Consider the following 24,523-nt stretch of genomic DNA (forward strand, 5'->3'; position numbering starts at 1 on the left):
CGCGGCTCGTGCAGGACGGGAGCCACTATGACGTGACTCACAAGTGACAGTCAATAGGTAACGAGAAACCGACAGGAGTTGGCGATGCCATACCCGGCCGGACGGCATTTCCTGCAAATTCCCGGTCCGACAAATGTGCCCGACCGTGTGTTGCGTGCCATTTCCGCACCGACGATCGACCACCGGGGTCCCGATTTCGCGGTGCTCGCCCGCGAGGTGCTCGACGCGCTGAAACCCGTGTTCGGCACGTCCGATCCGGTGGTCGCCTACCCGTCGTCCGGCACGGGGGCGTGGGAGGCCGCGCTGGTCAACACGCTCAGCCCCGGCGACCGGGTGCTGGCGTTCGAGACCGGTCACTTCGCGACGCTCTGGCGCGACCTCGCGGTGAACCTCGGGCTGGACGTGGACCTCGTGCCCGGCGACTGGCGTCACGGCGTGGATCCCGCCGTGCTGGCGGAGAAACTGGCCGGGGACAGCACGATCAAGGCCGTCTGCGTGGTGCACAACGAGACGTCGACCGGCGTGACCAGCAGGGTTCCCGAGATCCGGCGGGCACTCGACGAGGCGGGCCACCCGGCGCTGCTGCTCGTGGACACGGTCTCCTCACTCGGGTCCGTCGAGTACCGGCACGACGAGTGGGGCGTGGACGTCACGGTCTCCTGCTCCCAGAAGGGTTTGCTCCTCCCACCGGGCCTCGGGTTCAACGCGGTGAGCGAGAAGGCGCTGCGCGCGGCCGAAAGCGCCGGGTTCCGGCGTGCCTACTGGGACTGGCGTCCGATCCTCGCGGCCAACGAGCGCGGCTACTTCCCCTACACCCCACCGACGAACCTGCTGTACGGGCTGCGGGAGAGCCTCGCGATCCTCGCCGAGGAGGGCCTCGAGGCCGTGTTCGCCAGACACCGCAGACACGGCGAGGCCACGCGGGCGGCCGTACGGGGCTGGGGCCTTGAGGTCCTGGCGCTGGACGAGCGTGAGTACTCGCCGGTCCTCACCGCCGTCCTCGTGCCGGAGGGGCACGACGCGGACAAGATCCGCGCGCTCATCCTCGACCGCTTCAACATGTCGCTCGGCACCGGCCTCGGGCGCCTCGCGGGCCGGGTGTTCCGCATCGGGCACCTCGGCCACTTCAACGACGTCTCACTCGCCGGCACGCTCTCCGGGGTCCACATGGGACTGTCGCTCGCCGGCGTGCCGGTCCGCCCCGGCGGGGTCGACGCCGCACTGCGGGTCCTGGAGCTGACATGAGCCTGGCACAACGGCTCCGCCGCGACCTGGCGGGCGAGGTCCGGTTCGACGACTACACCCGGCAGCTGTACGCGCGGGACGCCAGCATGTACGCGATCACCCCGCTCGGCGTGGCGTTCCCGCGTGACGTCGACGACGTGGCCGCGGCGGTGGCCGCCGCCCGCGAGCACGGCGTGCCGGTCGTCCCCAGGGGTGCCGGCACGAGCCTCGCCGGCCAGACGGTCGGCCCCGGCATCGTGCTGGACCTGTCCCGGCACCTGAACAGGATCCTCGAGCTGGACCCGCAGGCACGCACCGCGCTCGTCGAACCTGGCGTGGTCCAGGACCAGCTCAACCGTGCCGCCTCGGCGCACGGGCTGATGTTCGGCCCGGACACCTCCACCAGCAACCGCGCCACGATCGGCGGGATGATCGGCAACAACTCCGCAGGCAGCGGTTCCGTGCGGTACGGCATGACCATCGACCACGTCCGCGAGCTGGACGTCGTGCTCTCCGACGCGTCGACCGCCCACCTCGCACCGGGTGTCGACATGTCCACAGTGGACACACTGGCCGGCCGCCTGTGCCGCGAGCTGCCGAAGCTGGTCGAGGACAACAGGACCGCCATCGCGACCGGCTATCCCGAGTTCTGGCGCAGGGCAGGTGGCTACCGGCTCGACCGCCTGGCGGCCGACTTCGACCTCGCGAAGTTCGTCGTCGGCTCGGAGGGCACCCTCGTCGTCGTCACCAACGCGCTGGTCGACCTCGTCCCGAAGCCCAGGAGGACGGTCATCGCCGTCGGCCACTTCACCTCGACGCAGGCCGCCATCGCGGCCACCGAGGACGCGCTGGCGTGCGACCCGGCCGCCGTCGAGCTGATGGACCGCACGATCCTCGACCTGTCCCGGCAGAAGCACGAGTACGCCGCGCTCGGCACGATCCTGTCCGGCGACCCGGACGCGCTGCTGTTCGTCAGCCTCACCGGCGACGACGAGAAGGAGCTGGCCGGACGACTCAGCACGCTCACCTCGTTGTGGCGCAGGCACAACCACGGCTACCACACGCTGGAGGCGATCACCCCGGCCCAGCAGGGGTCGCTGTTGAAGGTGCGCAAGGCGGGACTCGGCCTGCTCATGGCGGCGAGCGTGGGCTCACGCAGGCCGCTCGCGTTCGTCGAGGACACGGCCGTGGATCCCCGGCACCTGCCCGAGTACACGGCCAGGTTCGCGAAGATCCTCGACAGGCACGGCCTGCGGGCCGGGTTCTACGGCCACTGCTCGGTCGGCTGCCTGCACGTCCGCCCGTTCGTGGACCTGACGGACCCGAACGGGGTGGCGACCATGCGTGCCGTCGCCGAGGAGGTCAAGGACCTGGTCCGCGAGTACGGCGGCGTGAACTCCAGCGAGCACGGCGACGGCCTGGCCAGGGGCGAGTTCAACCGCGAGCTGTTCGGCGAGGACCTGTACGAGGCGATGCGGCGGGTCAAGGCCCTGTTCGACCCGGAGAACGTGCTCAACCCCGGGAAGATCGTCGACTCGCCGTCGATGACGGAGAACCTGCGTGACCCCGCGCTCCCCGAGGCACCCGCCTTCACGACCCAGCTGGCGTTCGAGGTGGTCGGCGGCATGCGGGGCGCGGCCGACCGCTGCATGAACATCGGCCTGTGCCGCAAGACCGACGCGGGCGTGATGTGCCCGTCGTACATGGCGACGCGCGACGAGGAGGACTCGACCCGAGGTCGTGCGGGCGCGCTCGTGCACGCGCTGTCCCAGCCGGACCCCGTGAAGGCGCTCGGCGACGACCGGCTGCACGAGGTGCTCGACCTGTGCCTGATGTGCAAGGCGTGCAAGAGCGAGTGTCCGCTGGGCGTGGACATGGCGAAGCTCAAGAGCGAGGCGTTGCACCACCGGCACGCGAACCGCGGTGTGCCACTGCGTTCGCGGCTCTTCGCAGGCATCCGCCTGCTCAACCGCCTCGGCTCGGCGACCGCGCCGCTCTCGAACCACGCGGGTTTCCTGCGCCGTTTCGTCGGCATCACCCCGAACCGGCCGCTGCCCCGCTTCCAACGCCGCAACCTGGTCCGCTGGTTCCGGGGAACCGCACCGGCGAAGGCCACGCGCGGCACGGTGACGTTCCTCGCCGACTCCTTCACCACCTACACCGAGCCTGCCGTCGGGCAGGCCGCCATCGAGCTGCTGACCAGCGCCGGCTACCAGGTGGAGCTGGCCACGGGCGGCTGTTGCGGCAGGTCGAGCCTGTCCAAGGGTCTGCTGGACGACGCCCGCCGCAAGGCGACCGGCATGCTCGACCGGCTGGCAGGCGCGACGACGCCGATCGTGGGCTGTGAGCCGTCGTGTCTGCTGTCCCTGCGTGACGAGACGCTCGCCCTGCTGCCGGACGACCCGAGGGCCCGCGAGGTGGCCGGCCGGGTGCGGCAGGTCGAGGAGCTGGTCACCGAGGCCATCGACGCCGGTGACCTGCGACTTTCGCCCGACTCGTGGGTAGCGGGCAGGCGGATCCTCTACCACGGCCACTGCCACCAGAAGGCGGATGTCGGCACGGCGGCGACGCTGGCGATGCTGTCCCGCATCCCGAACGTGACCGTTCACGAGGTGGACGCGGGCTGCTGCGGCATGGCCGGCTCGTTCGGCTTCGAGGCCGAGCACTACGCCGTGTCGATGACCGTCGGCGAGGACCGCCTCTTCCCCGCGGTGCGGGCGGAACCGGACGACACGGTCATCGCGGCCACCGGCGTGTCGTGCCGTCAGCAGATCACGCACGGCACGGGCAGGCGGCCACTCCATCCGGTGGAACTGGTGCTGGCTGCCCTGAAAGCCCCGAAAGAGGCGTCGCCAGGGGTGACAATGGCCGGATGAGGAGCACGCCGGGGGTCCTGCTCGCCATCGCGGCGCTGGTGACGGCGTGCGCCCCGATCAGGACCGAGCCGGCACCGGCACGTCCCGACCCGCTGCTCGACTACGTCGACCAGGCCGTGTCCACCGAACGGTTCCGAGGCGCGGTCGAGGTACGTGACGGCACGAAGGTGTTGCTGCGCAGAGGTTTCGGCCTCGCCGACCCGGTGAACGAGGTGCGGAACGGGCCGAACACGAGGTTTCGCATCGCGTCGGTGAGCAAGCAGTTCACCGCACTGGCCGTACTGCGGCTGCGGGAACAGGGCAGGCTGAACGTCGTCGACGGGGTGTGCTCGTACCTCTCGAACTGCCCGCCGGCGTGGGCGCCCATCACCATCGACCAGCTGCTCACCCACACCTCCGGGCTGCACGACTTCGCCGACGAGACCGCGGGCATCGACCAGTTCTACGCGACGATCGGCACGCGGCAGCCGACACCGGAGCAGCTGCTGGGGCACATCGCGACGCTGCCGACGGACTTCGCACCCGGCACGCGGTGGGCGTACAGCAACTCCGGTTACGTGCTGCTCGGGGCGCTCGTCGAACGCGTCTCCGGCATGTCCTACGGCCAGTTCCTGCACGACGAGGTCCTCGACCCGCTCGGCCTGTCCGACACCGGCTACCAACCCGGTCTGCCGCCGGGCGAGGACTACGCGGTCGGCTACACGGACTGGACCACGCCCGCGCAGGTACTCGACGACTCGGTGTTCTACGCGGCGGGCGGCATGTACTCGACGGTGACGGACCTCGGCCGCTGGCAACGGTTCCTGCTCACCGGCGACCCGCCCGTGGTCAGGAGGGAGACGCTCGCGGAGCTGCTGCGCCCACGGGTCCAGGCGAACTCGACCACGTGGTACGGCTACGGCATCCAGTTCCGCGGTGCGAGCACGGCCACCGTCGATGCCTACAGCCACGCGGGCGGCCTGCCCGGCTTCACCTCGTACGTGGAGGCACACCCGTCCTCGGGCGTGACCGTCACCGTGCTCGCCAACATCGAGCTGGACGTCGAGGACTTCGGCAGAACGCTCGCGGGCCTCGCCCTGGGACAGCGCTGAGCGGAACGTTCCGAAGCACACCGTGTGCCGACCCGGCGGCCAGTAGCCTGTGAGCGTGACGCTGCTTGCGGGGCGGTACCGGCTCGAAGGTCTGCTCGGCCGGGGCGGCATGGGCGAGGTCTACCGCGCGGTCGACACCTCGAACGGCAGGACCGTGGCGGTCAAGCTGCTGCCCGCCTCGGCCGACCAGCACCACGCCGACCGCCTGCGTCGTGAGGCCCAGGTCGTCGCGGGCCTGTCCGACCCGCACATCGTGCCCGTCCTCGACTCCGGCAGCGACACCACCAGCGGCAACGGACACCAGCTCTACCTCGCGATGCGGCTCGTCGAGGGTGGCGACCTCCGGCGCGTGCTGTCCGGCGGACGGATCGACCCCGGCCGGTCCGTCCGCATCCTCACCCAGGTGGCCCACGCCCTGGACACGGCCCACGCCAACGGTGTCGTGCACCGCGACGTCAAGCCCTCGAACATCCTGCTCGGCGACGACGACACCGCCTTCCTCACCGACTTCGGCATCGCGCGCCCGCTCGACCCCGAGGTCACGCGGATGACCGTCACCGGCGGGTACGTCGGCTCCCTCGACTACATCGCCCCGGAACAGCTGCGCGGCCTCGACGTCACCGGCACCGCCGACGTCTACTCACTCGCCTGCGTCCTCTACGAGTGCCTGACCGGCGTCGTGCCCTTCCCCGGCATCGACCCGGCCGCGAAGCTCGCCGCGCAGCTCAACACGACGGCACCCGCACCATCGGTGTTCGACCCACGCATCCCGCCCGCACTGGACCTGGTCGTGGCCACCGGCATGGACAAGGACCCGCGCCGCCGCCACGCCACCGCCGGCCAGCTCACGGCCGCCGCCCACGCGGCCCTCGCCCAGCCAACGCAGCTCACGACCCCCGTCCTGCCCACCGATCCGGCGGTGCCCGGCCAACAGGTGATCATGCGGGCCATCGTGTCCGTGGCCGCCCGCCGCGAGACCCCCGACGAGCAGGAACCGGCCGCCGATCTGTGTCCCTATCCCGGGCTGCGCAGCTTCGGCGCCGGTGACGCCGCCTGGTACCACGGCCGGGACGCCGAGATCACCGACCTGCTCGTCCGCCTGTCCGGCCAGCTGGCGGCAGGCGGCCCGATCGTCGTGGTCGGCGCGTCCGGCACCGGCAAGTCGTCGTTGCTGGTCGCGGGGCTCTTCCCGGCTCTCGACCAGGCGGCACCCACCCGCTGGCCCCGTGTCGTGCTCACGCCCGGCGACCGGCCCGTCGAGACGCTCGCGGCGCGGCTCGCGGGTGTCATCCTCGTCGACCCCGCGACGCTCGCGACCACGATCCGCCAGGACCCGACGCGGTTCGGACAGCTGTGCCGGGCGGCGTCGGACCGGGCCGCGCGGGACGGCGGCCGGCTCGTCATCGTGGTGGACCAGTTCGAGCAGCTGTTCACCGACGGCGCACCGCCCGACGAGCGCGTGGCGTTCGCGACCGCACTCGCACACGCCTGGCCCGCGCTCGTGATCCTGTCGGTGCGGGCCGACTACGTGCCGGACTGCATCGCGCTGACGCCGTTGCGGACCGCGCTCGACACCCCGTTCGTCGTCGGCCCGCTCGGCGTCGACGAGCTGCGCGAGGTGATCACCCGGCCCGCCGAGCAGGTGGGGCTCGTCGTCGAGGACGGTCTGGTCGAACGGCTGATCAGCGACGTCGGTGCTCGCGACGGCGTCGCCGAGAACCCGCTCCCCCGCCTCGCACACGCGTTGCGCGCGACCTGGCAGCACCGCTGGGGCAACGTGCTGACGCTGCGCGGCTACCAGATGACCGGCGGCGTGGACCGTGCCGTCGCGGTCAGCGCCGACCAGCTGTTCGGGCAGCTCCACCCCTACCACCAGGCCACGCTGCGAGCCACGCTGCTGCGGCTCGTGCGGGTCCTGCCCGACGGCGGCATCGCCAGGCGCCGTGCCCCGAGGAGCGAGCTGGACGAACGCGCGGTGACCGCGCTCGTCGACGCGCGGCTGGTCAGCGCGGACGACGAGGGCGTGCGGCTCTCGCACGACGCGCTGCTCGTGGCGTGGCCCCGGCTGCGGGCGTGGGTCGACGCCGAACGCCAGGACCTCCTGCTGCGCCAACGGCTCGACGAGGCCACCGCCAACTGGGCGGAGGGCGGTCGCGAGCGCGGCGACCTCTACCGGGGCACCCGCCTGCAGGCCGCGCAGGAGTGGGCCGCAACGCACGTGCTCACCCAGCCGCAGCAGGACTTCCTGAAGGCGAGCGAACGCGGGCAGCGCCGCTCGACACGCAGGCTGCGTGTCGTGATCGCCGCGCTGGCCGTGCTGCTGGTGGCCTCGCTCGCCGCGTCGGTCGTCGCGTACTACCAGGCGACGGTGTCGCGTGACCGGCTCGCCGACGCCGAGTCCCGGCGCCTCGCCACACTCGCCGGGAAGTACCTCGACACCTGGCCGAGGCAGTCGCAGCTGCTCGCCGTCGCGGCCTGGCGGCGGGCACACACCACCGAGGCCCGCGAGGCGTTGCTCGCGACGCAGAACCAGCGGCTGGAAACCGTGCTGCACGGGCACAAGGGCGTCGTCCAGGCCGTCGCCTACAGCCCGGACGGCCGGTGGCTGGCGACCGGTGGCGTCGACAGGACCGTGCGGCTGTGGGACACGTCCAGCCACGAGGGCAAGGTGCTGTTCACCGCGAAGGACGCCGTGAACGCGGTCGCGTTCTCCCCGGACGGCAAGGAGCTGGCCGTCGGCAGCACCGACGAGAACCTGTACCTGGTGAACGCGCGCACCGGGAAGGTGGACCTGCGGATCGGCCACCGCGCGCCCGTCGTCGCGGTCGCCTTCAGCCCGGACGGCCGCACCGTCGCCACCTCCCACGGCACCCCGCAGCTGTGGAGCACGGCCACGGGCAGGCAGATCGGCGGCCCGTTCCTCGGCCACACGAACATCGCGACGTCGGTGGAGTTCACCAGGGACGGCACGCAGCTGGTCAGCGGCGGCGTGGACGGGACGATCCGGCTGTGGCGAGTCGCCGACCAGACACTCGTGCGCACGATCGAGACCGGGAGCGCGTGCCAGTTCGTCGCCTACGACCCGGTGAACGACGCGGTCGCGTGCCGGGACGGCAGTGCCATCGGCCGGTGGGACCTGGCGACCGGCGAACGGCTCGGCGAGCCCCTGACCGGCCACAACGGCACGATCGGCGACCTGGCGTTCGACCCGCTCGGCTACGTGCTCGCGTCGACGAGCCAGGACCGCACGGTGCGGCTGTGGTACCTGCCGACCGGGCAGCAGATCGGCGAGCCGATGCGGGCCAGCGACGACGACACGTTCGGGATCACGTTCAGCCCCGACGGGCGGACGCTCGCGGTGGCCAACGCCGACGGCAACATCGTGCTGTGGCGGGCACGGCTGCCCGTGGCGTCCGGCGCGTCGACGGGCGACGACGTCAGCAGGGACGGCAGGCGGGTCGCGTTCAGCGACAGCGAGAACGGCACGGTGACCGTGTGGGACGTGGCGAGCGGGAAACGCGCGCCGGGTCGTGACCTGCGGTGCGCGTCGGCGGGGCAGCCCCGGTTCAGCCCGGACGGCTCGCACGTCGCCGCGTCGTGCGAGGACGGGCTGACGATCTGGACGGCAGGCGGCCGACAGGTCGCCAAGATCAACATCTCGGCGTTCGGGCTCGCATACAGCCCGGACGGGAAGACGCTCGCGGTCGGTGCCGGGCGGGGTGGTGACCTCGACGGCGGCAGGCTGATGCTGGTGGACCTGTCCGGGCCGCAGCCACGCACCCGCCAGCTGTGGGCCTCCGACACGGACACGCTGTGGAGCCTGGCGTTCAGTCCCGACGGCGGGCGGCTGGCGGGCGGCACGCTGAAGGGCGACCTGCTGCTGTGGGACGTGGCGGACGGCAGGGAGATCGGCAAGCCGCTGAAGGGCCACATCGACGCGATCGACGAGGTCGCGTTCCAGCCGCACGGGAACCTGGTGGCCACCGCGGGGTGGGACAACACGGTCCGGCTGTGGGACGTCGACAGGCACGCGGCGTCGGGGGTGCCGCTGGTGGAGCACACCGACCGGGCGACGGCGCTGTCGTTCTCGCCGGACGGCACGCGTCTGGTGTCGTCGGGCTGGGACGGGGTGCCCATCGTGTGGGACGTGGCGAGCCACAAGGTGTGGGCCACACTGGAGGACCAGCGGTCACTGCAGGACGTCCGTTTCGTCGACGACCGCAAGCTCGTCGGCGTCGGGCCGAACGGCGTGATCGACGAGTGGGACGTCGACCCGGACGCCGCGATGGCCGGTGTGTGTCGTCGGCTGTCCCCGCAGCTGACGGCGGACCAGTGGCGTCAGTACGCGCCGGACGTCGAGTACGTCGCACAGTGCGGGTAGTCGGCGGGAAGATCGGTGCAACCTCCTGGGTGGGTGGGCGCATGACTAACGCGGAGCGCCTGCCGGGCAGCGGTGGCGCCGTAGGTCGAGGAAGTCGAATGCGCACTCGAAGGTTGCTCGTGGCCGGTGTCGCCGCCGCCGCGCTGGTGGTCGGTGTTCCCGTGGTGGCGCTGGCCGTGTCGGGGTCCGCGGAACCGGTTCCGGCCACGTCGGACGACCCTGCTCCGGCGGCGGACGTGCCGGCAGACAGCGCACCCCGACCCGCGGCGCCCAGCCCTGACGCCCAGCAGGCACCCGCACCCGACGCGCCACGCCCGGCGCCGGGCGACGGAGCACCACCCGCGCAGGCAGCGGACGTCCAGCCGGGACCGGCCCAGCAACCCGCCGCCCCGGACGCCCCGCAGGCGCCCGCACCCGGCGGCGGTCCTGTCGCGGACGGGCCGGTCGGCGGGCAGGCGCCGCGGGTCGACGCGCCCTCGCGCGGCGGGTCGGGGCAGTAACGACCGGGTGACCGAGGCACGCTCGTCGTTCGACGAGGAGTTCAGCGCGTACTTCGCGGCACGGGTCCACGTGCTGCGGAACACCGCGCACCTGCTGTGCGGCGACTGGCACCGCGCCGAGGACATCACACAGCTCGCCATGCTGCGGCTGTACGTCGCGTGGCCGAGGCTGGCGCGCCGCGACGTCCTCGACGCGTACGCGCGGCGGGTGGTCGTGCGCACCTTCCTCGCCGAGGACCGGCGCGGGCGCTGGCGGCGCGAGCAGCTGACCGACACCCCACCGGACGTCGCGGCGACGGTCGACGGCGACGGCACGGAACGGCTGCTGCTGACCCGTGCCCTGGCCGCGGTGCCACCGAGACAGCGAGTGGTGCTCGTGCTGCGGTACTGGAACGACCTGAGCGTCGCGGAGGTCGCGGCCACACTGCGGTGTTCGGCGGGCACGGTCAAGAGCCAGGCCGCCCGAGGCCTGGCGACACTGAGGCAGCGACTCGGCCCGCACTTCGCCGAGCTGTCGACCACGAGCGGAGGTGATCCGGATGCCGGATGAGGACGTCCGGGCGTTGTTCCACCGCATCGACGACGGACCGCCGGTCGGTATCGACGTGCGGGAGGTGATGGCCGCCGGCCATAGAACCCGGATCCGACGCACGGCGCTGGCCTTCGCGGGCAGCACGCTCGCGGTCGGGCTCGCCGTGGTGGTCGGCGTGGTCGCGGGTGGCGCCCGGCCGCCGGCGGTCATCCATCCCGGGATCCCACCCGCGACGACCACCACGAGTCCGACGGTCCTCGATCTGCCCGCCCCGACGGGCGACTCGCCACTGTCCGGCGACGACGCGCCGCGACCGGACGACCAGTCACCGAGCGGCGCCGACCCGGAGTCGACGGGCGACGGCGCCCCGGTGCCGGGTGGCGACTCGGCACCGAACGTCGGCGGCAACCCGGCACCCAGCGTCGGTGGCGGTGCCCCGAGGTCAGCGCCCTGAGGCCACCGGCGTCAGGAGCCGGTAGCCGCCGAGCAGTGCGACGAGGCACCAGCCGGTGCCGAGCACACTGCACGCGGCGGCCCAGTGCAGGCCCGCACCGTCGATCACGACCCCGACGACGGCCGATCCCGCGGAGTTGCCGAACGCGAAGAGCGTGATGAGCCAGGCGAAGGCCTCGGTGGTGGTGCCCCGTGGGGCGAGTTCCCCGATGAGCACGAAGGTGGCGGTGAGCAGTGGCGCGAGGAACAATCCGGTGATCACCATCAGGAGGGCCATGTAGGGCGGCGAGGGAACGATCGAGAGCAGGGCGTACCCGACGGCGAGGCCCGCGGCGGCTCCCACGGCCCGCCGGCGGGTGGCGGTGCGCCACTTGACGGCGCCGTAGGTGAGGGCACCGACCAGGGCGCCACCGGCGTTGAGGGCGAGCAGCATCGGTGCTCCACCGGTCACGTGATGGCGCTCGGCGTAGGAGACGACGAGCACGGTCAGGACACCGATGGCGAACCCGGCCCCGGCGAGCCCGCCGAGCAGGACAGCGAGGCCCGTGCTGCGCAGGGGCCCGAGCCAGTCCGGCACCCGGGGCTCGGGTCGCCAGGCCCGCACGGGCGAGGCAACGGCGAAGATCACCACCCCGAGCACACCGAGCACGGCGGCGGTCCACAGCGCGAACACGGGCGAGACCAGTGCGACGCAGGCCGCCACGACGAGTGGGCCGCAGATGAAGACCATCTCCTGGGCGGCGGAGTCGATGGCGTAGGCCCGCTCGAGCCGGTCCTTGCCGACGATGTCCGGCCAGAGGACGCGTAGGCATGGTTCGAGTGGAGGCGTGGCAGCACCGGCGAGCACGGCCCCGACGATCACGACCACGTCCACGCGAGGCGCGACAGCGACGGCCCCGAACCCGACGGCCGCAACGATCGAGCAGGGCACGAGCACCCGAACCTGCCCGACCCGATCCACGAGCCGCCCGAGCAACGGTGCCCCGACCGCGGCCGCGATGGCCACGGTCCCGGTGGCGACCCCGATGAACCCGAACCCGGCCCCAACCTCCCGCAACGCAAGGGGAACGGCGATGAACGACATGGCGGAGGGAAGCCTGCCGAGCCAGTTGCTGGTGAGCAACCAGAGGAAGTAGGGGGCACGCAACAGATACACGCCCGATGGTCTCCCTTGCGCCGGCACAGTCCGATCTTGGCACAGCCCCACCGCACTGAAGGACTCCTTCCTAACGCTGGGCGTTAGGAAGGCTCCCTTCAGTACGCCGACCGGAACTGATGCCACGCACAACGCCCCACGCAACGAAGGACTCCATCAGAACGCCGAACGCAACGAAGGCGCCCTTCGGTACGCCCAGCGTTACGAAGGCGCCCTTCAGAACACCCACGTAACGAAGGCGCCCATCAGAACGCCCAACGTTACGAAGGCGCCCTTCAGTGCAAGGGGTGGGTCAGCTGCGGTGCCTTGCTGCTGCGGCGCGGTTGGCCGCCGCCAGGTCTTGCGCGGTCACCAACCGGACTTCCGCCGCTCGCCGGGCCACCGCGAAGCGGATGTTCCGCAGGTTCCGACCCGCCTCCGAGCGGAACGGGTCCTCCCGAGGCCCGAACGCCACCGCGGCGACCCGCCGGATCGCGTCGTCCACGCGTTGCGTGCGTTCCAGGTTCCACGCGTACCCGTGCCACCCGAGCACCCGCTCGTAGATCTCCCGGTTGGTCGGCGGCCTGGGATAGTCGTCGTCACCGGCCAGCCACGGTTCGGCCAGCGCCAGGGCGACGAACCACTCCCGGCCACCCGGCACGAGGCCCGGCGCGTCCTTGGTCGGCGCGGCGTCCAGGTCCTGCAGTGCGGGCAACGGAATCGGCCTGGTGACCGACGTGTCCATGCGCACCACGTCCACCACCAGCAACAGATCGTCGCCGACCTGCTTGCCGCGCAACACGAGCAGCTGGTTCTCCCCCTCGTCGAGCTGCACCGTCACCGTGTCGCTCAACACCACCCGCCGCGCGCCCGCCGGTGCGTCGAACAGGCTCGACAGCTGCGCGGCAGTCCTGCTGTGCCAACGCAACCGTACCGTCTCGTCGCCGACGATCACCTCGCCCAGCAGCCTCGACACATGCGGGGCACACGAGGGCAGGGGGTACGCGGTGAAGCGCAGCTGGGTCTCGGGCCGGTCGTCCGGCAGCTGCGGCGCACGGCCGATCAACAGCGTCTCGCCGGATCCCAGCACCACGGCGGGCGCCTCCGAACCACGCACCGTGACTCGCAGCATCGCCACGGGAGATCAGCCTAGAGCAACCGGCGGGACGGAACGCGTCACGGGTCGACGCGGAAGCTGTCCAGGATCGCGGCCAGGTCCGCCTTGTTCTGCTGCCACAGCTGTTCCGTGGTCCCGGGGTCGACGGTCTGCGCGGCGACGGACAGCAGGTGCACGCGCCCGTCCTCGGTGACCACCGCGTGGAGCAGGTCGTGCGGGTCCAGCTGCCCCTCCGGCAGGCTCACGTGGTAGGTGACCTCCAGTTCCGCGCACGTCATGCCGTCGGGTGCCGTCCTGTCCTCCAGCCGCAGCCGTTCGTAGTTCGAGTACACGTCGAGGGTCGCGAACTCGGTCTCCTCGAACTCGGTGAGGATCGACATCGCGTTGCTGGGGCGCTGTTCCCACGTCATCACGTGCGCGATGAGGCTGTTCTCGGAGTTCGCGCTGCTGGTCCAGAACACCTCCGACCCGTCGGACTCCTTGAGCCAACCCTCCGGCACCGCGACCGAGAACCCGTCGCCGTGGTAGGTCTCGAAGCCGGGTGGCGGCGGCGGGAGCGTCGTCGACCCCCGCGCGGAGCCGCCGACCGGGGTCGTGCCGGGGAACGCGACCAGCCCGGCCACGGTCGCCGCCGCCAGCACGCACACCGCGACCAGCGCTGCCATCGGCCGCCGCCCGCGTGGGTGGGGCGGCGGCGGGGGTAACGGCTCGACGTGGTCGGTGACCGACTCCAGCGGCTCCGCGTCCGGCTCGATCATGAGCGCCAGCGCGGCCGAGGCGGCCGTCGCCGTCGGGCGTTCGCGGGGATCCTTACGCAGCAACGCGTTCAGCAGCGGCCACAGGCGCGGCGCCTGCGGGATCGGCGGCGGCTCGTAGGTGAGCACGGCCGCGAGCGTCGCCTGCGTGTCCGACCGCTGGAACGGCGAGACCCCGCGCAGTGCGGCACACAGCGTCGCCGCGAGCGACCACAGGTCGGACGCGGGGGTGGCCGCGCCGCCGTTGACCCGTTCGGGCGCGAGGTACTCCGGCGACCCGAGCACGCCGCCCGCGTCGGTGACGGTCGTGTCGCCGACACCCGCCGCGATGCCGAAGTCGGTGAGCACCACCCGGTCGCCGTCGAGCATCACGTTGGCCGGCTTGACATCGCGGTGCACGATCCCGCGCCGGTGCGCGGCCTCCAGCGCCCGCAGCAGCCGCAACCCCATCGTGGCGACCCGCGTCTCGGGCAGCGAGCCCTCCGACTTCAGCACCTGCGCGAGCGACGGCCCCTCGACCAGCTCCATGACGATCAGCGGACTGCTGCCCTCGACGACCACGTCGTGCACGGCGACCACACCGGGATGGCGCAGCCCGGCCGCCGCGCGTGCCTCCCGCAGCACCCCGCGCGCCGACGCGTCGTCGGCACCCCAGCCGAGGCGAACGTGCAGCTCCTTGACCGCGACGTCCCTGCGCAGCAGCTCGTCGTGCGCCCGCCACACGACGCCCATCCCACCCTGGCCGAGCCGCGCGAGGATCCGGTAACGACCACCGACGAGCCTGTCCGCCATGGTGAAAACCTACCGAGTAAGCACCCGACTACGGCGAGTTTGCCGGAACTATCCGCCGACCCCGTACGCCGCGAGGAAGACGCGCGCACCCTCGTCGGCGAGCTCGTCGAGCTCTGCCACGGTGTAGGTGGCCGCGTTGCCCATGAAAGCCGTGCGGTTCAACGGGATCGACACCACGAGCCACGTGTACAGCAGCGCGGCGCGTTCCGGGTCGGCCACCTTCAGCAGGCCGCGTTCGGTCAGCCTGGCGAACGTCTCCGCGAGCAGACCGGTCGTGCGAGCCCAGCTGCGCTCGAAGTACTCGCGGCCGACCTCGGGGAAGCGGTCGGCCTCGGCCATGACCAGGCGGCGCATCTGGAGCACCTCGGGGTTCATGATCCCGGCGAGCGTGCCGCGTGCGTGCCGCCGCAGCGCTTCGTCGAGGTCGTCGGCCTCCGCGAGGGCCTCGATGCGTGGCCGGAAGTACTCGTGGCCGCGGTCGACGGTGTCAAGGACGACGGTCGCGAACAGCTGTTCCTTGTCGGCGAAGTACTGGTAGACGGTCCGCTTCGACGCGCCTGCCTCCGCGGCAACCGCGTCCATGCTGGCGCCGAGGTAGCCGTGGGTGGTGAACACCTTCCGCGCGGCCGCCACGATCTCCGCGCGCTTGTGTGCCGACCGCTCCTCGCGGCGCCCTGCCATCGGCGAACCCCCTTGACGAATGGAAACTAGCCGGTTTAGTTTACCGATATGAACACTAGCCAGTATAGTTTTCTCCCGCCGAGTGTAGCGGGCCGGAGTGGACCCCGATGACGGTCTTTCTGGCGATCCTGACCTCGGCGCTCGCATCGTTCGTGATCAGCTCGGTGTGGTACGCCGTGCTGGACCGCGAGCGTGCGGTGGGTGGGCGCCCGTCCCCGCTGGTGATCGTCGCCGAGCTTGGCCGAAGCGCCCTGGTCGCCGGCGCGGTCGTCGGCCTCGCGAAGGCCGTGGGCACGTCGGCGGTCGGACCGTTGCTGCTGCTCGCGCTCGTGCTGTGGGCGGCGTTCCCGTTCGTGCTGCTGTCGGGCTCCGTGCTGTGGGACAGGGTGCCGGTGGGCACGGCGGCGCGGCACGGCGGAGACTGGCTGGTCAAGCTGCTCGCGGTGAGCACCATCGTCGGACTGTGGCTGTGAGGACACCATGACCTACGAGAAGGACCCGAGGGTCGACGACTACATCGACCGGCTGCCGGACTGGCAGCAGGAGATCTGCCACCGGGTGCGCGACATCGTGCACGCCGCCGACCCCGAGGTGGCGGAGACCATCAAACGGACGGTCCAGCCGTACTTCGTGCTGCGGGGCAACGTCTGCGCGCTGCTGGCCGCGAAGACGCACGTGAACGTGTTCCTCTACGACGGCGGCATCGTGCCCGACCCCGAGGGCATCATCACGGGCGGCCACGAGAACAAGACCGCCCGGATGATCTCCTACCACGAGGGTGAGCCGATCAACGCGCCCGCGCTCACCGAGCTGTTCCGGCACATCATCGCCAACAACCGGGCAGGCGGCTGGCGCAAGGTGAAGGCCGCTAGAGGCTGAACGCGATCTGCCGGAGTATCACCGCCAGGATGAACACGATGGTGAACGCGAGGTCGATCGCGAACCCACCCGCCCGCATCGGCGGCAACCGCCGACGCACCGGCGCGACGGCCGGCTCGGTCACGGCGTGGGTGAACGTTCTCGCCCGTCGCGTCCAGTAGGGCCCTCTGCCAAGCACGACGACCCAGTCCAGGATCATCCTCGCGATCATCACCAGCACGAACAGGGTCAGCAACGACCCCAGCAACACCCCGAGAACACTCATGACGACCACCTCCGTTGCCAGGACAACGCACGGAGGATGGTGAAAAGTGTCCAGTTGGTCCGAGTTCTCAGCGGACTGTAAGCATGGCCAGCTCGGCGGGCGGCGGACCCGCGTGCACCACCCCCAGCCGCCGCGTGGCCCTGGTCATCGCGACGTAGAGGTCGTTGTGCCCGAGCAGCCCACCGAGCACGGCGGCGGGGTCGACGATGAGGACCTCGTCGAACTCGAGCCCCTTGGCCTGGGTGGGCGTCAGGAGCACCACCTTCCCCGTGAGGTCGGGCGGCACGGGCAGTGACAGCGCCACCGCCAGCTCCGCCACGTCCGGCGCGATGACGGCGAGCTGACCGTCGGTGTGCCCGGCCACGACGTCGGCGACTCCCCCGGCCAGGTCGCGGACCTCTCGCCGCCACGGCAGCTCCCCGCTGACCCGCACCGACCGGGGCGCCGCCAACCCGGGGTGGTGCGCGGCGAGCAGCTCCCCCGCGACGTCCATGATCTCGGCGGGTGTGCGGTAGTTGACGGTGAGCTGGGCGAGCCGGTCGCGGGGCCCGAGCACCCGTTCCCACGACGACGCCCCTGCCGGGCTCCCGGTCTGCCCGAGGTCCCCCACGACGGTCATCGACCTGGCCGGACAGCGCCTGGCGAGCATCCGCCAGTCCATCTCGGACAGCTCCTGCGCCTCGTCGACGACGACGTGCCCGAACACCGGCACGGACCCGCCGACGAGGGCGGCGGCCTCGTCGAGCAGCGGGATGTCGGCGGCGCTCCACTCGTCCTGGCCGAGGACCTGGGCGGGCGTCAGCTCCGGCCAGATCTCGTCGAGTGCCTCGGTCACGGTCGGGTCGGCCAGCAGTGAGCCGCGCAGGGCCGACCTGTCCGTCTCGTCGAGGATGGTGCGCGGGCCCTCGTCGTCGGGCCCCATGACGACGCCAGCGGCCTCCAGTGCCCGGCGGTCGGCCGCCCCGAGGCTGCCGTCCGCGCTGCCGCCGTCCAGCGCCTCACCCGTCTCGGAGAGGACGACCGACTCGATCACGTCCACCAGGCGTTGGGTGAGGGTGTCCACGAGCGCCCGCTGGAACACCAGTCGCGCCGGGTTGTGGGGCAGGCCCGCCGCCCTTGCCCTGCGCACCGCCCACCGGCACAGCTCCGGCGTCACGGTCAGCGTCTGCTGCTCGAACCGCACCTCGACCGGCTCCTCCGGTACGCGCACGAACGCGCGCACCGCCGCCTTCAGCCGGGTGGCCATCCCGGCCCGGCCCTTGCGCTCGGCTTCGGCGGGCGTGTCGACGCGGGTGACGGCGAACCCGGGGAAGAGGTCCGGCACGGTGGCCGTCACCACCCGGTTCTCCCCGAGGCCGGGCAGCACCTGGCCGATGTAGTCGAGGAACACCCGGCTCGGCCCGACGACCAGCACGCCACGCGCCCGCAGGTGCTCGTGCGTGTAGAGCAGGTACGCGACCCGGTGCAGCGCGACCGCCGTCTTGCCGGTCCCGGGTCCGCCCTGCACGACGAGCACGCCGCGGTGGTCGTCACGGATGATCCGGTCCTGCTCGGCCTGCAGCGTGGTGACGATGTCGCGCATCCGCCCGGTCCGCTCGGCCGTGACGGAGGCCAGGAGCGCGGCCTCACCGACGAGACCGTCACGCGAGGCGTCGGCGTCGAGCAGCTCGTCGTCCAGCGCGACGACCGTCCGGCCCCGCGTGCTGATCCGCCGCCTACGCAGCACCTCACCGGGCGCGGCGGCCGTGGCGGTGTAGAAGGCCCGGGCGGCGGGCGCGCGCCAGTCGATCAGCAACGGCTCGTCGCCGTCGAAGAGGCCGATGCGCCCGACGTAGACACGCCGCCCGTCGGCCAGGTCGAGACGGCCGAAGCACATCCCGTCCTCGACCGAGGACAGCCGTGCGACCTCCGCGCGCCAGACGTCGGCGGAGTGGCCGCGTTCGAGTGCCGCGCGTGCCTCGTCCCGCAGCGCGTCCAGTCGCGCGTAGAGGGCGTTCAGGTGGTCCTGTTCGATCCCAAGCTCACTGCTCACTCCGTCGAGCTTGCCCACAAACCCCCGCCAAGTGCAGTCTTGTTCTTCTTGACAACGTCAGTCGGGCAGCGAGGGCGCACGCACGGCGCTCACCAGTGCGGCCTGCGCCAGGATGTCGTCGCCGTGTGCCGCGAAGTCGCCGCCCTCCCGCACGGTCCGCGCGAACGCCGCCGCGATGTTCACGAACTGGCGGTCCGCGGCCAGCGGCACCTCCCGCACCCCGTTCTCGTCCTCGATCCGCACGACCGGCACGTGGTCGTCGGGCGGGGTGAACGCGAGCGGGAGACTCAGGCGCCCCTTGGTCCCCCACAGCGCGTACATGCTGCGGAACGCGTGCTCGAACCCGAACGACAGCTCGGCGGTGAAACCGTCCGAAGTGGACAGCAGAGCGCTACCCGCGACGTCGACGCCGTACTTCGGGTCGGTCCGCAGCACAGAGCCGGCCACGGTCAGGTCGGGCCCGAGGAACAGCCGCGCGGCACGGATCGGGTACACACCCACGTCGAGCAGGGCGCCGCCGGCGAGGTCGGCCGCGTAGCGCACGTCCCCGTCCGGTCGCGGCGGGATGCCGAACGCGCTGGTGAACACTCTCGGCTCGCCGATCACACCGTCGGCGATCATGGCACGGACGGCGGCGTGCTGGCTGTGGTGGAGGAACATGAAGCTCTCCATCAGCAGCAACCCGGCGGCCCGAGCCTGCTCGACGAGCTTCTCGGCGGTGGCCAGGTCGGGGACGAGCGCCTTCTCGCAGAGGACGTGCTTGCCTGCGGCGAGGGCGGCCTCGATCCACTGTGCGTGCAGGCCGGTCGGCAACGGGATGTAGACGGCGTCGATGTCGTCGCGGTCCAGCAGGGCCTGGTACCCCTCGACGGCGACCAGCCCGAACTCGTCGGCCGCCCCGGAGGCGGTGTCCAGCCTCCGACTCGCCACGGCGACCGGCTCCACCCCGTCCGCCGCCCGAAGCGCCGGCAACATCCGCCGCCGCGCGATACCCGCCGTGCCGAGGATCCCGAACCGCAGAGCCATCATGGTCGCCCTCCCCGTCGCCGTCCCCCCGCCGCAGGTTACGCGTTCACCCGTGAGCGTGCAGTTCTCCTCACTGGAGGTTCGCCGCATGAGTTTGCGTCCGCGTACACGACATGGTCACATGGGGACACCTTGCAGATACAAGTGCACGGCAGATCGGTTGTATGTGAAGAGCCCTTGGTGAGGAGGGATGGCAGTGTCAACGCGAGTGGCCACGAGTGATCGCGACGTTCTTCTGGTTGACGAACTCGACCAAGCGCAGGCGCAAGCGCTCATGAGCCGACTTCCCATACGCAGGGCGCGATTCACTGCCGCGACCGACAGGACAGGCGCCGCGGTACCGGTGCCGGACGAACTCTCGGCGCTCATAGCCCACGTCGTCCAGGCCGTAGCCCTGGAGCACACTGTGACCGTCAACGCCATGCCGGAGGAGCTGACCACCACGGCGGCAGCGCAGTTGCTTGGCCTGTCACGCCCGACCTTGATGCGCAAGGTCAACGCCGGCGAGATTCCGTCGCACAAGGTTGGTTCGCACACGCGCCTGCGCACGGTCGACGTACTGAAAGAACGGCAGGCACGCCGACAACGACAACTGGCGGCATTCAACGAACTGCGATCCTTGGAAGACGACGACTAACGTTCACCACCCTGCCGAATACGAGAGAGTTGGACCGGCGTACGCGCGATGACGTGTCGGTGAAGACTTCAACCCAGGGCGGAGTCCTCACCGACACGACGCCGGTCAGGGGTCAGCTGGTCGGGAAGTCGTCCGGGGTGTTGATCCGGGCCCGGACCCACACGCCTGCCGGCTTCAGCGGCCCCGTGCCCGTGTACGACCCACCGGAACACGTGCCTTCCTTGAACACCGCACCGGAACGGAAGTCGTCGGAGTAGTTCCAGCTCGTCCAGCTGATCTTCTTCGACGCCATCAGGTCCAGGTAACGCTGCGCCATCGTGAAGTCGTTCCCACCATCACCCGTGTAGGTCTGCGTGCCGAACTCCGTGACGAACATCGGCACCCGGTCCGCCGCCCGCGACAGGGCGTTCAGGTACTCGGTCCCGTGCGACGCCGCATAGAAATGGAACGTGTACATGATGTTCCCGGCCCGCACGGGATTGTTGACGACCTCGGCCTCGGTGGCACCGTCCGACACCCCCAGCGACGACCACGCCCGCGTCCCGACGAGGATCGGCGTCTCGGGGTCGACAGCGCGGATCACCGGGATCAGCTCCTCGGCATAACCCCTGATCCGCGACCACGAAACCTCACTCGGCTCGTTCGCGATCTCGTACAGCAGGTTCTTCTTCGCGTTGTGCCGCCGCGCTATCTCGGAGAAGAACGTCTTCGCCCGCGCCAGGTTGTAGTACGGGTCCCCCGGATCGAGCATGTGCCAGTCGACGATCGCGTACATGCCGCGCGCGCTGACCTTGTCGATGATCGAGCTGACCAGGTTCGTGAAGCCCGCCGGATCGGTCTCGTACCCGTCCTCCTGCACGTACATCGAGATCCGCACGACATCCGCGGTCCAGTCGGTGGCCAGCGCGTTCAGCGACGCGTCGTTCACGCACTGGCTGTACCACTGCAGCCCGTGCGTGCTCATCCCACGCAGCTGGATCGGCTTGCCGTACTGGTTGCACAGCTTCACCCCGCACACCGCCAGCTGCCCGTTGACCGCGGCAGGCGTCGCGGCGACGGCCCTCGGCTCGGCGAGTGACGGCTGCGTCAGCAGACCGGCCAACAGAAGCGGCACGACAAGGGAAAGTATTCGGAAACGCACGTGAGGTCTCCTCTCCTACGCCCCCGCGTCGGCGGGGGCAACGGACGGGCGGCCAGCAGGGGACGTACGATTGGTTAGACAGCCTTCCTATCCATCCGGCCGGGCACGTGTCAAGCGCGGCACCCGATCGGCCGAACCGGACAAACGGAGAGCAACGGACCCCGCAGCAGCCTCTGACCTGCCAGAACACCGAATTCCAAGTTTTTCCCAGGTCGATGTCGATTCGGCCGCCCCCGGTCCGACGTGGTGGTGAGACGCCAAGAACGAAGGGCCAGGGTCATGGACAACGACACGACAGGGACGCGGGCCGGGCGCCGCGAGTGGATCGGGCTTGCCGTGCTGGCCTTCCCCACGCTGCTGCTCTCGCTCGACATGAGCGCCCTGCACCTCGCGGTGCCGCACCTCGCGGCCGACCTGCGACCGAGCGGCACCGAACTGCTCTGGATCATCGACATCTACGGCTTCATGGTGGCCGGCTTCCTCGTCACCATGGGTTCCCTCGGCGACCGGATCGGCCGCCGCAAGCTCCTGATGATCGGCGGCGCCGCCTTCGGTGCCGCCTCGGTGGCCGCCGCGTTCGCCACCAGCCCGGCCATGCTCATCGGCGCACGCGCACTGCTCGGCGTCGCGGGCGCCACGCTCATGCCCTCCACGCTCGCCCTGATCAGCAACATGTTCCGCGACCCGCGCCAGCGCGGCACCGCGATCGCCGTGTGGATGAGCTGCTTCATGGGCGGCATGGTGATCGGGCCGGTCGTCGGCGGGCTGCTGCTGTCCGTCGCCTGGTGGGGCTCGGTGTTCCTGCTGGCCGTGCCCGTCATGGTGCTGCTGCTCGTGACCGCGCCCAAGCTGCTGCCGGAGTACCGCGACGAGAACGCCGGTCGCCTCGACCTGGCCAGCGTCGCGCTGTCGCTCGCCACGATCCTGCCGGTCGTGTTCGCGCTCAAGGAGATCGCCAAGGACGGCCTCGACACCACGCGGCTCGTGGTGCTGGCGTTCGGCCTGGTCGCGGGCACCGTGTTCGTGCGGCGCCAGCAGCGCCTGACCGACCCGATGCTCGACCTGAGCCTGTTCCGCAACCGCACCTTCGCCGCCGCACTGTGCATCATCCTGGTCGGCGCGATCACCATGGGTGGCACGTTCCTGCTGATCAGCCAGTACCTGCAGCTGGTCGCCGGTCTCACGACCGCGCAGGCGGGCATCGCGCTGGTGCCGCAGGCCGGTGCCGTGGTGCTCGGCTCGATGGTCGCGCCCCGCCTCGCCAAGCGGTTCCGGCCCGAGTTCGTGCTCGGCTTCGGGATGCTGGTCGCGGCGGGCGGGCTCCTGCTGTTCACCCAGCTCGACGACACCAACGGCGTGGTGTTCGTGGTGCTCGGCCTGTCGGTCGCGGCGTTCGGCATGGGACCGCAGGGCGTGCTGTGCACCGAGATGGTCGTCGGCTCGGTCCCGGTCCACCGGGCGGGCGCGGCCTCGGCGATGTCGGAGACAAGCGCCGAGTTCGGCATCGCCATGGGCATCGCGCTCTTCGGCAGCGTCGGCACGGCCGTCTACCGCGACGAGCTGCCCGCGACCGCGTCCGACCAGGTCAAGGAGGGTCTGGTTAACGCGCTGAGTGCCGGTGACCCGCGCATGCTGGACGCCGCCCGCGCCGCGTTCACCAGCGGCGTGCACACCGTCGCGGGGATCGCCATCGTGATCGTGGTCGTCTTCGCGGTGGTCGGGATGGTCGCGCTGCGTCACCGCCCCGCGCCGGTCGTCGAGGTGGCCGAGGAGCGCGTCCCGGTCGCGGTCTGAACGCTCACGCGGCCCGCCTCACCAGCGTGTGGGGCGGGCCGCGGCCGTGTCAGACCGACCCGACGGTCACCTTCCACTGGCGCAGGTACCGGTCCTTGGTGACGTCGTTCTTGGTGTACGGGTCGCCTGCGACGATCGTCTCGGCGCCCGCCTGGTCGTCGGCGATCAGGACGATCGCGCCACCCGTCTGGTCCTCGTAGGGCCCCGCGACCGCGAGCCGACCCTCGTCCTTCAGCTTGTTCAGGTACGCGACGTGCTCCTCGCGGTGCGCGGCCCGCGCGTCCGCGTCGTTGTAGCCGTAGGTGAGCAGGAACAGTGCCACAGGTTCTCCTTCATTCGGGTAAGGCGTACACGCGCCGGGCGGTGCCTGCGAAGACGGCCTCGTGGTCGGCCTCCGGCACGGCACGCAGCCAGGCGTCGACCAGCGGGGGCAGCTCGGTCCACAGCTTCTCGACCGGGAAGTTCGTGCCGAACATGCACCGGTCCGGGCCGAACCAGCCAAGCGTCTCGGTCGCCACGAACGCGATGAACTCGGGGTCGAGACAGCGGGTGAACGTGCCCTGGCCGGTCAGCTTCACGACGAGGTTCGGCAGCTGCGCGAGCCGCGCCATCCCGTCGCGCCACTCCCTGACCGTAGCCTCCTCGCGGTCGGTCAGCATCCCGGCGTGCACGAGCACGAACGGGACGTCCGGGACCGCCTCGACGAGCTTCGCGGCGTCGGCCATCTGGCCGGGGAACACCTGCAGCTCGAACAGCCAGCCCAGCTCCTCGAGCGCGGCGACGTTGCGCCGGAAGACGGGCTCCTTCATGCGGTCGGGCGCCGACGCGAACCGGAACTCCTCGTTCTCGTGCCAGTGCAGCTGCAGGCGGGTGCCCCGCACCACGGGGTACTCCGCCTGCTGCTTCATGACCTCGACGGCGTCGGGGCTGAACAGGTCGGCGCAGCCGACGACCGCCGTGGGCCAGCCGGTCCGCTCGTTCAGCTCGGCGAGCCAGCGGACCTCGGCGACCACCTGGTCGAGCGGCCAGTTCGCCTGCACGTACACCGACTGCGTGATCCCGCCGGACCGCGCGTCGGCGATGTACTCGTCGACCAGGTAGTCACGCTTGATCGGCTCGTACGGGCCGAAGATCCGGGGCACCATGGGCCCCGACAGCCAGGGCATGTCCTCGACGCGCCACACGTGATGGTGCGCGTCCACGATGTCCATT

The 24,523-nt window shown here is 71.1% G+C and carries 21 protein-coding genes; 11 read left to right on the forward strand and 10 right to left on the reverse strand.

Going from position 1 to position 24,523, the window contains the following annotated elements:
• Positions 1-84: 84 nt before the first annotated feature.
• The 7 genes from CLV71_RS08320 to CLV71_RS08350 all read left to right on the forward strand — a co-directional run bounded on the left by CLV71_RS08320 (position 85) and on the right by CLV71_RS08350 (position 11,058).
• Complete coding sequence (locus CLV71_RS08320; RefSeq protein WP_133902055.1) at positions 85-1,245, forward strand: pyridoxal-phosphate-dependent aminotransferase family protein; 1,161 nt, start codon at positions 85-87, stop codon at positions 1,243-1,245.
• Positions 1,242-4,100 (forward strand): FAD-binding and (Fe-S)-binding domain-containing protein, encoded by a 2,859-nt coding sequence (locus tag CLV71_RS08325; protein ID WP_133902056.1) that lies wholly within the window; start codon positions 1,242-1,244, stop codon positions 4,098-4,100. Before CLV71_RS08320 ends, CLV71_RS08325 begins: the two co-directional genes overlap by 4 nt.
• Positions 4,097-5,191 carry a serine hydrolase domain-containing protein gene (locus CLV71_RS08330; RefSeq protein ID WP_133902057.1) on the forward strand — a complete coding sequence of 365 codons (1,095 nt, stop codon included), beginning with the start codon at positions 4,097-4,099 and terminating at the stop codon, positions 5,189-5,191. The genes CLV71_RS08325 and CLV71_RS08330 overlap by 4 nt, the downstream gene beginning before the upstream one ends.
• Positions 5,192-5,246: 55 nt before the next feature.
• Positions 5,247-9,572 carry an nSTAND1 domain-containing NTPase gene (locus tag CLV71_RS08335; RefSeq protein WP_133902058.1) on the forward strand — a complete coding sequence of 1,442 codons (4,326 nt, stop codon included), beginning with the start codon at positions 5,247-5,249 and terminating at the stop codon, positions 9,570-9,572.
• 98 nt (positions 9,573-9,670) lie between these two features.
• Positions 9,671-10,072, forward strand: coding sequence for a hypothetical protein (locus CLV71_RS08340; RefSeq protein WP_133902059.1), 402 nt, complete (start codon positions 9,671-9,673; stop codon positions 10,070-10,072).
• Between the two features lie 7 nt (positions 10,073-10,079).
• Positions 10,080-10,622 (forward strand): SigE family RNA polymerase sigma factor, encoded by a 543-nt coding sequence (locus tag CLV71_RS08345; protein ID WP_133902060.1) that lies wholly within the window; start codon positions 10,080-10,082, stop codon positions 10,620-10,622.
• Positions 10,612-11,058 (forward strand): hypothetical protein, encoded by a 447-nt coding sequence (locus CLV71_RS08350; protein WP_133902061.1) that lies wholly within the window; start codon positions 10,612-10,614, stop codon positions 11,056-11,058. Before CLV71_RS08345 ends, CLV71_RS08350 begins: the two co-directional genes overlap by 11 nt.
• On the opposite strand, the gene CLV71_RS08355 is transcribed toward CLV71_RS08350, so the two are convergent.
• From CLV71_RS08355 to CLV71_RS08370, 4 genes are all read right to left on the reverse strand, one after another.
• Entirely contained in the window at positions 11,047-12,213 is a 1,167-nt protein-coding gene (locus tag CLV71_RS08355) for an MFS transporter (protein WP_166664002.1), read from the reverse strand. The genes CLV71_RS08350 and CLV71_RS08355 overlap by 12 nt on opposite strands.
• A 292-nt stretch (positions 12,214-12,505) precedes the next feature.
• Positions 12,506-13,324 carry a hypothetical protein gene (locus CLV71_RS08360; RefSeq protein WP_133902535.1) on the reverse strand — a complete coding sequence of 273 codons (819 nt, stop codon included), beginning with the start codon at positions 13,322-13,324 and terminating at the stop codon, positions 12,506-12,508.
• 44 nt (positions 13,325-13,368) lie between these two features.
• Positions 13,369-14,856 carry a serine/threonine-protein kinase gene (locus CLV71_RS08365; RefSeq protein WP_133902063.1) on the reverse strand — a complete coding sequence of 496 codons (1,488 nt, stop codon included), beginning with the start codon at positions 14,854-14,856 and terminating at the stop codon, positions 13,369-13,371.
• A 48-nt stretch (positions 14,857-14,904) separates the two neighbouring features.
• Positions 14,905-15,537 (reverse strand): TetR/AcrR family transcriptional regulator, encoded by a 633-nt coding sequence (locus tag CLV71_RS08370; protein WP_166664003.1) that lies wholly within the window; start codon positions 15,535-15,537, stop codon positions 14,905-14,907.
• Between the two features lie 107 nt (positions 15,538-15,644).
• Between CLV71_RS08370 and CLV71_RS08375 the strand changes: the two genes are divergently transcribed.
• Together CLV71_RS08375 and CLV71_RS08380 are read left to right on the forward strand one after the other, a co-directional pair.
• Entirely contained in the window at positions 15,645-16,010 is a 366-nt protein-coding gene (locus CLV71_RS08375) for a DUF1761 domain-containing protein (RefSeq protein WP_133902065.1), read from the forward strand.
• Between the two features lie 7 nt (positions 16,011-16,017).
• Complete coding sequence (locus CLV71_RS08380) at positions 16,018-16,416, forward strand: DUF1801 domain-containing protein (protein WP_133902066.1); 399 nt, start codon at positions 16,018-16,020, stop codon at positions 16,414-16,416.
• Here the strand turns inward: CLV71_RS08380 and CLV71_RS08385 are convergent.
• The 3 genes from CLV71_RS08385 to CLV71_RS08395 form a co-directional block, all read right to left on the reverse strand.
• Positions 16,406-16,681, reverse strand: coding sequence for a YggT family protein (locus CLV71_RS08385; RefSeq protein ID WP_133902067.1), 276 nt, complete (start codon positions 16,679-16,681; stop codon positions 16,406-16,408). The two genes, CLV71_RS08380 and CLV71_RS08385, sit on opposite strands and share 11 nt — an antisense overlap.
• A gap of 67 nt (positions 16,682-16,748) precedes the next feature.
• Complete coding sequence (locus CLV71_RS08390; protein WP_243866304.1) at positions 16,749-18,713, reverse strand: HelD family protein; 1,965 nt, start codon at positions 18,711-18,713, stop codon at positions 16,749-16,751.
• Positions 18,714-18,770: 57 nt separating this feature from the next.
• Positions 18,771-19,742: a Gfo/Idh/MocA family protein gene (locus CLV71_RS08395; protein ID WP_133902069.1), complete on the reverse strand. Its 972-nt coding sequence runs from the start codon at positions 19,740-19,742 to the stop codon at positions 18,771-18,773.
• A 205-nt stretch (positions 19,743-19,947) separates the two neighbouring features.
• Here CLV71_RS08395 and CLV71_RS08400 point away from each other — a divergent pair, with 205 nt between their 5' ends.
• Positions 19,948-20,376, forward strand: coding sequence for a helix-turn-helix domain-containing protein (locus CLV71_RS08400; protein WP_208297467.1), 429 nt, complete (start codon positions 19,948-19,950; stop codon positions 20,374-20,376).
• Between the two features lie 112 nt (positions 20,377-20,488).
• Here the strand turns inward: CLV71_RS08400 and CLV71_RS08405 are convergent, their stop codons facing one another.
• Positions 20,489-21,490 (reverse strand): glycoside hydrolase family 5 protein, encoded by a 1,002-nt coding sequence (locus CLV71_RS08405; protein ID WP_243866306.1) that lies wholly within the window; start codon positions 21,488-21,490, stop codon positions 20,489-20,491.
• A gap of 306 nt (positions 21,491-21,796) precedes the next feature.
• On the opposite strand from CLV71_RS08405, the gene CLV71_RS08410 reads away from it, so the two are divergent.
• Entirely contained in the window at positions 21,797-23,311 is a 1,515-nt protein-coding gene (locus tag CLV71_RS08410; RefSeq protein WP_133902072.1) for an MFS transporter, read from the forward strand.
• A 49-nt stretch (positions 23,312-23,360) separates the two neighbouring features.
• Here CLV71_RS08410 and CLV71_RS08415 read toward each other — a convergent pair whose 3' ends face one another.
• Positions 23,361-23,633: a YciI family protein gene (locus CLV71_RS08415; RefSeq protein WP_166664004.1), complete on the reverse strand. Its 273-nt coding sequence runs from the start codon at positions 23,631-23,633 to the stop codon at positions 23,361-23,363.
• Between the two features lie 10 nt (positions 23,634-23,643).
• Entirely contained in the window at positions 23,644-24,522 is an 879-nt protein-coding gene (locus CLV71_RS08420) for an amidohydrolase family protein (protein ID WP_133902074.1), read from the reverse strand.
• Position 24,523: the final 1 nt, after the last annotated feature.

The organism is Actinophytocola oryzae (assembly GCF_004364325.1).
Classification (GTDB): domain Bacteria; phylum Actinomycetota; class Actinomycetes; order Mycobacteriales; family Pseudonocardiaceae; genus Actinophytocola; species Actinophytocola oryzae.